Source organism: Nostoc sp. UIC 10630 (genome assembly GCF_010747425.1).
Taxonomy (GTDB): domain Bacteria; phylum Cyanobacteriota; class Cyanobacteriia; order Cyanobacteriales; family Nostocaceae; genus Nostoc.
Genome location: NZ_JAAGOG010000249.1, coordinates 1 through 9,772, shown reverse-complemented (window position 1 = coordinate 9,772; position 9,772 = coordinate 1). Strand labels below are relative to the sequence as shown.

Genomic DNA, 9,772 nt, shown 5'->3' with positions numbered 1-9,772 from the left:
CTGGAACAACAGGTACTGGAACAACAGGTACTGGAACAACAGGTACTGGAACAACAGGTACTGGAACAACAGGTACTGGAACAACAGGTACTGGAACAACAGGTACTGGAACAACAGGTACTGGAACAACAGGTACTGGAACAACAGGTACTAACAGGAATGCAGGTGTTACAACTTCCGAAAGAACTAGCGATCGCGGTTTCGATTGGGGTTGGCTAGGTTTACTTGGTCTAGCCGGTTTAGCAGGTCTGGCTCGTAATCGTGATAAAGTCCGGGCTTATAGCGATCCTAATGAAGTAACGGGTACTCGTTCTAGATAGTATTCAACACACTGTAGGAAGCGTACAGCCGTTATTTTTGTCAAGTTCAGGTTAGGTCAGTAGGGGCACAATATATTGATATTGCGCCCTTTTTATTACATCCTAGTTTACTCAAGTCGAACTACTGCCTTGCCCAATGAAGATTACATTTGCCAAAACTTGTATTTTTGTTAGCGCCCGCACCAGACGTTGAGCTTGATGTTTATAAAGTGGTATTGGCAATATTCCAGGCAAATTATTCATCCATTGCCTAGCAGTACCTAAACTACATCCTGTAATCAAAACTATTTCTTCAGCGCCATAGATAAGAGAATTTGTAGTCAGAGCTTTCTCGATCTCCACCTGCCAAAGGCGAGGCAGCATTTCACCCCATTCGATTCGCTGCAAACTACTGCTTGTAGCTAAAACAATTAAGCGATCGCCAGCATAGAGCTTAACATCATACCAGGGCATCAAGGAATAATTGTCTCGCCGATATTTATGGTAGAGAATCGGCACAACACTATAGCCAGATGCTATTTCAGATAGAAGCAACCCATTCAGGGTATCACCTTCTTCAATCTTGTATTCCGTCACCATGACTATTTGCTCACTCAAGTGAAACAAGCTCAAAACATTTTCCCCAAAGGCAGCACAAGCAAAGACTTCCGCAGATAAAGCCGCGCCACATAAAACTTGAGCATAGGGAAACAGAGGGGCGATATTATCACTAAAATGACGATCTTGAGAGCGGATAATCAAGCTTGTGGCGGGGTTCATTGCATGAGCCATCAAACCAATTTCCAGATTTTCCATATTATCGTCCCCAACTAAAATGATGCTTTTAGCACGCGAGAGATTAACCTTAGCGAGTGCTTCGTTAGTATTGCCAATAATCAGCGGCATATCTGGTAAAGTGCCTGGGTCGAGAGTGGTAGTATGAATTCCTACTAAAGGCTGATTGAGTTCTTGCAAAAGAGCAGCAACTTTCTGTCCCAAGCGATTTAAGCCAATAATCACTACATGGTTGCGTTGTGGTATTGGAGGACGAGAATTGAAAAACTGGAATCTGGAAGTGACAAGAGCATCAGTCACCAGTGCATATAATACTCCCACGAAAGCTTGACCTGTCAATGTAAGCCCCAGGCTAAAGAATCGCAACCACCAAGGGATATGATCTGAAGGTTCAGATTGCGATTTAAACTCAACACCACCAAATAAATCTCCGTATCCTCCCAAAAGCAACACTGCTGTTGCATAGAAAGCTTCTTGCAGGGAGATGTCAGGATAATACAAGCGGTAAAGAATTATTCCAACGAACCACAGAATAAGTACGGTAATCCCATAAATTGTTGCAATTCGCCGAATTTGATTTTGGCTTTGGTAGTAAGATTGCCAAAATTGTAATATTTTTTGCTTAAGATTCTTCGCTGTTATGCCTTGAAGAAACTCTTGCCACTGCCAACTTTGGCGATAAGATTTATTTGTATATTGCTCAGAGAAAGCCAATTCGTATGCAACATCAATGTAAACGAGTGTGTCTCCTACCTGCACTTCTGCTTCTGGGTTCCATCCAAACAATTCTTTGAGGGGATCAGATGAAACGGTTGTGTGACTCAAAATGCGGCGAGTTGTGAGATTGAGTCTATGTACTGGCTTGCCATTGCACCAGCTATCTTTCGCTTGTACTTGGTGCTTGATTACTTGCAATAGTTGCCCTTCTAAAGTAAAGTAACCGATCGCTTCAGATCCGAGAGATGCTAAAGCAAAGGCATGAGCAGAGAGATGGGTAGGCTCAAAGGCAACAAAATTGCCTAAGTTTTCGGACAAAAGTTTGTTGAAATTTTGTTTGTCAGAACGAACAATCAGGCGAACGTGCGGATTAAGTCGCCGTGCTGCAAACGCTGCTTCTATATTTATCCGCTCATTTCTTGTGACTAAAAGTATTGAACGACATTGCTTTATACCTGCCTGCTCTAAAACACTTGGCTGGCGGCAGTCTCCGATGATTAATTTTTCTAGTAAGCTTGGTACTTCTGGGACTTCCCAATGTTCGAGTTGTACATCATCAATGGCGTTGACTTTAACGTCGTACTCCTTTAAGACTGCAACACAATGTTGCCCTAAACTTTGGAGTCCGCATACTAAGAAAAGGTCTTGGGGTTTTTTGGGATTGGTGCTGAGAGGGGAATGCACTTTCTGTTGATGGCAGCATTCAATACTGCTAACAGTACGTGTTTGCTAGGATTATATCTTACCGTTCGGGTAATGTATCCCTTTACTCACACAACTAAAGAGGTTTTCTGACTATAGCAATCCTATTTGAGTTGTGAAAAATGTAGATTAGAAAACGAACCGCATAGACGCGGAGCGGCTTCCCGCAGGGTAGGACGCAAAGGGAGGAAAGAAGAAAGAGAGATGTGATTTTCACGAATGATTTAGGACTGCTATATGTAAAAAATTACTTCTTAATAATATTCTCTGAGGATTGAGAGAGAAGTTTAAGAAAGTAAACTAGCAGAATTTACATCTAAAAATAACGTAGCTTGGGATTGTTGACGAAGAATAGAAGCCGGACAATCTGTAGTTATAGCTCCTTGCAACATTTCTTTTACCACATTGGCTTTACGTTTTTCTGGAGCCAGACAGATAATTTTTTTAGCTGAACAAATTGCTGAGATGGTGACAGTAAAAGCATATTGTGGAACAGTTTCTAGATTTGGAAATTGACCCGTACTAACTTGTTGCTGACGGTTCACTGTATCCAGTTTTACTAGTTTCACACTGTAAGGATCTTGAAAATTTGCTACTGCTGGATCGTTAAAAGCCAAATGTCCATTTTCGCCAACACCAAGACAGCATAGGTCTATTGGTTGTGCTTGCAATAGTTTGGTGTAGCGATCGCACTCGTTTACTGGTTGCAGTGTATCACCTTCTATATAGTGAAATACTTTAGGAACAACCCGGTTTTCTACACGTTCTCGCATATAGCGCCGGAAACTCGCAGAATGGTCAGCCGTAATTCCCAAATATTCATCTAGATGGAACAGAATAATCCGTGACCAATCTACACCACCCAATGCAATCAAAACATCGAGAAATTTGAGTTGGGAGTTACCTGTGGCTAACAATACAGCAGCTGTATCCTGTTGTTTAAGAACTTGCTGTAAATGCTTTTGGGCGATTTCGGCAACATCCTGGGCCATTTCGACTTCAGAGTTATAAATCTGCACCAGTAAATCATCAACGCGAAAAAAGTTTGTAGCGGCTAGCATTTGCTTACACAGAAGGTTATCAATTATACGGCACTTTCTTGAGAAGCTCTACCTGTCTACCTTGACATGGCTTATCCAGTATAGATTTTAGGATTTAGCAGATTAATTTATCGCTTTTTGCGCTGTATAAGGGCAAAAAAACAATGTAAACTATTTAAATTAAGTTAACAATTATTTACATTTTACCAAAAAATCATGCTAGCTGCAATTCTCTTTGACCTCGACGGCACTATTGTCAATACTGACCCTATACACTACCGAGCTTGGCAGGAAATGCTGCTAAATTACGGCATAGAAATTGACGAAACATTTTATAAATCCCGAATTAGTGGACGCTTAAATCCAGAAATTGTTAAGGACATTTTGCCACAATTATCAACGGCAGAAGGGCAGAAATTTGCAGACGAAAAAGAGGCGTTTTTCCGCAAACTCGCCTCGAATCTTAAACCATTGGATGGATTTTCTGAGCTACTAGCATGGACGGAGACACATCAATTAAAGCGGGCATTAGTAACTAATGCGCCTAGATTAAATGCAGAATTTATGCTAGAGGTATTGGGAATAAAAGAAGCTTTCCATACAGTTGTTTTAGCGGATGATTGTGTAGCAGGTAAACCTGACCCTGCACCCTACCAAGCCGCCCTGAATAAATTGGCGATTTCAGCAGAGGAAGCGATCGCATTAGAAGACTCTCCCTCTGGTATTCGGGCGGCGGTGAGCGCAGATATCCGCACCATTGGCATCGCTTCTACCCACGATCCGCAAGTATTACAAGAAGTTGGCGCATTTATGGCAATTCCAGATTTTACTGATTTGCAGTTGTGGACATTGCTTAACTCACTGATTGAGCCAGATTTAAGTGCGATCGCTTCTAACTTATAAGCGCAAAATCTGAGAATATTGAAAGTAGAGATGCAAATTTTGCCTCTCTACTTATTTTTCCGCCAAAATCGCGTAAATTTCTCGTTTAGCTTGCTCTAAAAGCTCACGCACCCGATTTATTCGCTCCACATTGCCACTACGAGCAACCTGCACTACAGCAGCAGCTAATTCTGTTGCAGCATTCCGCAACTCAATAAACTCTTGGGGCTTACCTTTCACGAAACTTTTGACAGTATCCCAAGGAGTATCAGAAGTTTCTTGTTGGGCACGTTCTGCCAATAATTTTCTACCTTCATCGGTAATCGTGTAAATCCGCTTGCCACCTTCCTGGGCGCTCTTGAGATAACCCCCTTCCTCCAGCAATTGGAGTGTGGGATACACTGAGCCAGGACTGAGACGACGGAAACCACCATAACGAGTTTCCATCTCTTTAATCAGGTCGTAACCATGACTAGGATGCTCAGATAACAATTCCAGCAGGATGAACTTGATGTCACCCCGACGAGTCCGATGTTCATCTCCCCAACCACGACCAAACATTTCATTACCAAAGTGTTTGTCATGATCTCTACCATGATGCCTGCCATGCCCAAACCAAGACCTAACAAGCAAGAAATCGTCTTCGTTAACTCCTGCCCATGCAGGTGTACCAAAGCGTGAACGAAAGTGTCTAAACATAAATCAATCTCAAATCAACTTTCTCTAATATACGATATATAAAAACATATCGCGATATATCGGAATAGATTTTGATGAAGATTTATGAAGTAAGCAATTGTGCCAACGCAAAGCTGAAGAAGAATTCAGAATCAAGGCGCTCGTGACGCTCTTAGCGTTGCTATCAATACACCAAAACACTTGTAGAGACGGCGATTTATCGAGTCTCTTAGGCTGTGCGTAAACGTTCAATATCCCTGATCGGCGGCGCACCGAACATCCGGGAATATTCGCGGCTGAACTGTGAGGGGCTTTCATAACCCACCTGATAGGCAGCATTCGCCGCATCGGAGTTTTCGGCAAGCATCAGGCGACGTGCTTCCAACAGTCTTAATTGCTTTTGATATTGAAGCGGACTCATCGATGTCACTTTCTTGAAATGGTGATGGAAAGATGAAGGAGACATACTTGCTTGCCCAGCTAGCTCCTCAACCCGCATCGGCTTTGTAAAATCAGCCTTGATGAGTTTTATCACCTCGGCGATGCGCTGCATATTGCTGCCAGATGTCGCAATTTGGCGAACAGCTTCGCCCTGTTCACCCATTAAAAGGCGATAATAGATTTCGCGGATAATCATCGGTGCAAGAATTGGGATATCTTGTGGTGTATCCAAAAGCCGTGTCAGTCTCATAGCGCAATCGAGCAACGGTGCATCGACGTTGCTGACAAATAAGCCTCTGACAGAGTTCTTTTTCTCCTCAATCACACTGGTTTGAGCAGTAATAATATCGCAGAGTTGGCGTGGATCTAGATTCAGCTTGAATCCTAAATAGGGTTGCTCTGGGGTTGCCTCAACGATAAACGCGCTCAAGGGCAAATCAACCGAGACTACCAGATATTGAGCCGCGCCATAACGATAGGTTTCCTCACCCAGCAACGCTTCTTTTTTGCCCTGAACTAAGATGGCAAAGATAGGTTCGCAGACACCCTGTAGTGAGGTGGAAGCAGAAGATTCTCGCTGAAATTCCAGCTGCTCAATAGCTGTTTTATGAAAACCGTCCCCTTTGCCATCGGTGTGACGAGTGACTAGTGCTGCCAATTCTTGACATTGATGAGCGATCGCACTTTGGTTTATGACTTGGTTGATGATTTTGCTCGTCACTATATTCTTCGATTAATTTAATCATCCTCTTGTAGGCATTTTAGAACATCGATTTGGAGAATTAGGCAATAAAGCGCGAGGTCTGTGTATTTCAAACCTTTGCACTTACTCATACGATGAACACATCCAAAATTTAAATAAACCTCAACAGAGGGAAAAATAACCATGTTAAACGTAGAAAATAAAGTCATTGCGATCACTGGAGCCAGTAGCGGTATTGGTGAAGCCACCGCTAAGTTACTCGCTAAAAATGGTGCAAAAGTTGTTTTAGGGGCACGGCGCACCCAAAAGCTAGAAAAGATTATCGAGGAGATCCGTAACCAGGGTTATATAGCGGAATTCAAAGCGGTGGATGTTGCGAATCGTGAGGATATGAAAGCGTTCATTCACTTCGCCAAAGATAAGTTTGGTCGTGTCGATGTCATCTTCAACAATGCAGGCGTGATGCCCCTGTCGCCAATGAATGCCTTGAAAGTCGAGGAATGGGACAACATGATTAATGTGAATATCCACGGCGTATTGAATGGTATTGCTGCTGGTTTACCAATCATGGAAGCGCAAGGCGGTGGACAGTTTATCAATACCGCCTCCATCGCCGCGCACATGGTGGGGCCTACCAGCGCGGTTTATTCCGCGACAAAATTTGCTGTTTGGGCCATATCCGATGGATTACGACAAGAATCGAGAAATATTCGCGTCACAATAATATCCCCTGGCGTGGTTGAAACTGAACTCGGCTCTGATATCACAGACGAATCAGCAACAGGCTTCTTGAAAGAACTCCGCAAAACTGCGCTCACTCCTGATGCGATCGCTAGAGCCGTATTATATGCCGTATCCCAACCGGATGATGTTGATATCAATGAAGTGATTGTCCGCCCGACGGCAAGCTCATTCTAACTCTGGGAACGTATGTGAAGAGGAATTGGGCATTGAAAATAGGCAGAGGGGCAGGGGGAAGGGTGCAGAGGAGGGGAATTTTCTCCCTGCTCCTTCTCTTGGAGCGATCGCGGCAATTATCCCAGCCCAGAGTAGCAATTATAAAATACTTGTATTATAAATTGCTGCTTATTAACTTTTATGCCCTATTTTATTTAGAGATAAAGTATATATTATAACAATAAATATACTAGTGCCGGCAGCCATAGCATTTTTAAGTCTAGATTTCAACTCTTCTTAAAAAATTCACGAAAATCAAATATCTAGTAAAAATACGTATGTCATTTTAAGTCTTCTCACTATATGAATAGTAGAATTAGCCCATAGAGGAGAAGACAGTGACACTCTTAAACCAAGCTCAAGTAGAGCAGCTAAAGGAAATAACCACACATTTACGACAAGTAAGGCAAGAAAAAGCCATACGCATAGAAGAAATTGCCGCTCAAACACTTATTAGAGCAGGTGTTTTGCACGCTTTAGAAGAAGAACGATTTGAAGAATTACCTGAGCCTATTTTTCTTCAAGGCTTCATCCGTCGCTATGGAGATGCTTTAGGGCTGGATGGAAATGCTTTATCACATACTCTTATAAGCAATCCAGTAGTCCGCCAAGACCCCAAGAACGATCATAAAAATTCTGACAACAAACCAAATACATACATACCTCTTGTCGTTACCTACATTCTGTTATTAGTAGCTGCATCTGCTGGTCTTTTACATATACTTAATCCACCACAAATCACATCTGAATCTCTGACTCCAGAAGTAAATAATCAACAGTCAATAGTCAGCAAAACTAACAAATTGACAGAAAAGTAAGTACATTGGCGCAATTAAAGCTAGCTGGCAAGGCTGTCATTTGTCCTTTGTCATTGGTCATTAGTAAAGACTTTAAGCCTATTTACATTTCGTAACATAATTGGTTTATTTCTGCTAACTTACTTAGAGGAAGTGGCGAGTGAAGGATGAGAATTAATCACCAATGACAAATGACCAATGACAAATGACAAATTCAAGATATTTGTGGTTTACGCAGATGCCAAGTAGTAGCTTGTTCATAAGCGTAAGCTACCTGAAACAATTGGTCTTCTCGCAGTACATTGCCAATTAGCTGCAATCCTATTGGTAAACCCTGGTCATCAAAACCGCATGGCAAACTTAAACTAGGTAAACCAGCAAGATTCACAGGAATAGTCATCAAGTCAGTTAAATACATACTCAAGGGATCAGTAGTTTTTTCCCCTGCTTTAAATGCTGTAGTGGGAGATGTGGGACAAACTAACACATCAACCAAGCGAAAAGCCTTTTCAAAGTCTTCCTTAATTAGGGTGCGGACTTTTTGCGCTTTCAGGTAATAAGCATCGTAATAGCCAGCAGAAAGGGCATAAGTGCCGATCATAATCCGGCGTTTGACTTCTGTACCAAAACCAGTGGCACGGGTACGAGTATACATCGATAGTAGATTATCGGCATCAGGAGCGCGGTAGCCGTATTTAACGCCATCGTAACGAGCCAAGTTTGCTGACGCTTCGGACGGGGCGATGATGTAGTAGGTGGGTAAGCCATAGCGAAAGCGGGGACAGGAAATTATATGAATCTCTGCTCCCAAACTTTGTAATACATCTACTGCTTTGGTAACAGCTTGTTCCACTACAGAATCTAAACCTTCACCAAAAGTTTCTTTAACGATCCCAATTCTTAGCTGACCTCTGGGTTTGAAGTCTGGTTTGAAGCTGGCGGCGTAGTTGGGAATGGCAACTTTGAGGCTGGTAGAGTCTTTGGGATCGTGACCTGCGATCGCACTTAATAATATTGCCGCATCTTCTACTGTGTTTGCAAATGGCCCAATTTGATCCAAAGACGAAGCGTAAGCCACTAAACCATAACGAGAAACCAAACCATAAGTTGGTTTCATCCCCACCACACCGCAGAAAGATGCAGGTTGACGAATTGAACCACCAGTATCAGAACCAAGAGCAACTACACACTCTTGGGATGACACCGCCGCCGCCGAACCCCCCGAAGAACCACCTGGAACTCGTGACAAATCCCAAGGATTAGCCGTGACTTGGTAGGCAGAGTTTTCTGTGGAACTACCCATTGCAAACTCATCTAAGTTGGTTTTGCCTACCATTACCGCACCAGCATCTGCCAGTTTTTGCGTCACGGTTGATTCATAAGGTGGCACAAAATTCTCTAGAATTCGGGAGGCGCAAGTGGTAGGAATTCCCTTAGTACATAAATTGTCCTTAATCCCAACAGGAATGCCTGCTAGTAGCCCGATTTCTTCCCCGGCAGCAATTTTGGCATCCACAGCACCTGCCTGCTCTAATGCCCGTTCTGCGGTAACACATAAAAAGCTATGTAATTTCGGCTCTAACGCTTCAATGCGCTCTAAAGCTTCTTGGGTAATTTCAACGGCAGAACGTTCTTTTTTAACTAGTTGTTGGTGCAACTCGCGGATGGATGCCATGATTGCTCTCTTTGTGACTCAAGTCATTGATTTTAGTACATATTGGCCGATATGGGTATTGGGAATGGGGAATGGGGAATGGGGAA

At 42.9% G+C, this 9,772-nt stretch carries 9 protein-coding genes; 4 read left to right on the top strand and 5 right to left on the bottom strand.

From position 1 onward, the window contains the following. Positions 1 to 320, top strand: a 320-nt coding sequence (locus G1O98_RS40400) for a WGxxGxxG family protein (protein ID WP_163937708.1), incomplete at its 5' end; no start/stop codon positions are given. A gap of 111 nt (positions 321 to 431) precedes the next feature. On the opposite strand, the gene G1O98_RS33505 is transcribed toward G1O98_RS40400, so the two are convergent. Together G1O98_RS33505 and G1O98_RS33500 are read right to left on the bottom strand one after the other, a co-directional pair. After that, positions 432 to 2,495 (bottom strand): NAD-binding protein, encoded by a 2,064-nt coding sequence (locus tag G1O98_RS33505; protein WP_163937705.1) that lies wholly within the window; start codon positions 2,493 to 2,495, stop codon positions 432 to 434. Positions 2,496 to 2,800: 305 nt separating this feature from the next. After that, positions 2,801 to 3,574 carry a glucosamine-6-phosphate deaminase gene (locus tag G1O98_RS33500; RefSeq protein WP_163937701.1) on the bottom strand — a complete coding sequence of 258 codons (774 nt, stop codon included), beginning with the start codon at positions 3,572 to 3,574 and terminating at the stop codon, positions 2,801 to 2,803. A gap of 195 nt (positions 3,575 to 3,769) precedes the next feature. On the opposite strand from G1O98_RS33500, the gene G1O98_RS33495 reads away from it, so the two are divergent. Next, positions 3,770 to 4,456, top strand: a complete 687-nt coding sequence (locus tag G1O98_RS33495) for an HAD-IA family hydrolase (protein ID WP_163937698.1) — start codon at positions 3,770 to 3,772, stop codon at positions 4,454 to 4,456. A 51-nt stretch (positions 4,457 to 4,507) separates the two neighbouring features. Here the strand turns inward: G1O98_RS33495 and G1O98_RS33490 are convergent, their stop codons facing one another. Further along, complete coding sequence (locus tag G1O98_RS33490) at positions 4,508 to 5,134, bottom strand: PadR family transcriptional regulator (protein ID WP_163937695.1); 627 nt, start codon at positions 5,132 to 5,134, stop codon at positions 4,508 to 4,510. A gap of 208 nt (positions 5,135 to 5,342) precedes the next feature. Further along, entirely contained in the window at positions 5,343 to 6,278 is a 936-nt protein-coding gene (locus G1O98_RS33485; RefSeq protein ID WP_163937712.1) for an AraC family transcriptional regulator, read from the bottom strand. A gap of 162 nt (positions 6,279 to 6,440) precedes the next feature. Here G1O98_RS33485 and G1O98_RS33480 point away from each other — a divergent pair, with 162 nt between their 5' ends. Next, positions 6,441 to 7,175, top strand: coding sequence for an SDR family oxidoreductase (locus G1O98_RS33480; RefSeq protein WP_163937692.1), 735 nt, complete (start codon positions 6,441 to 6,443; stop codon positions 7,173 to 7,175). 377 nt (positions 7,176 to 7,552) lie between these two features. After that, on the top strand, positions 7,553 to 8,032 hold the full coding sequence (locus tag G1O98_RS33475; RefSeq protein ID WP_163937689.1) for a helix-turn-helix domain-containing protein: 480 nt from the start codon (positions 7,553 to 7,555) through the stop codon (positions 8,030 to 8,032). Positions 8,033 to 8,225: 193 nt separating this feature from the next. Here the strand turns inward: G1O98_RS33475 and gatA are convergent, their stop codons facing one another. Then, a complete protein-coding gene (gene gatA / locus G1O98_RS33470) occupies positions 8,226 to 9,686 on the bottom strand; it encodes an Asp-tRNA(Asn)/Glu-tRNA(Gln) amidotransferase subunit GatA (protein WP_163937686.1) in 1,461 nt (486 codons plus the stop codon). Positions 9,687 to 9,772 lie beyond the last annotated feature (86 nt).

Coding starts and splice junctions, on each gene's coding strand:
- G1O98_RS33495 (WP_163937698.1), top strand. CDS start 3,770: ATGCTAGCTGCAATTCTCTTTGACCTCGACGGCACTATTGTCAATACT.
- gatA (WP_163937686.1), bottom strand. CDS start 9,686: ATGGCATCCATCCGCGAGTTGCACCAACAACTAGTTAAAAAAGAACGT.
- G1O98_RS33500 (WP_163937701.1), bottom strand. CDS start 3,574: ATGCTAGCCGCTACAAACTTTTTTCGCGTTGATGATTTACTGGTGCAG.
- G1O98_RS33490 (WP_163937695.1), bottom strand. CDS start 5,134: ATGTTTAGACACTTTCGTTCACGCTTTGGTACACCTGCATGGGCAGGA.
- G1O98_RS33480 (WP_163937692.1), top strand. CDS start 6,441: ATGTTAAACGTAGAAAATAAAGTCATTGCGATCACTGGAGCCAGTAGC.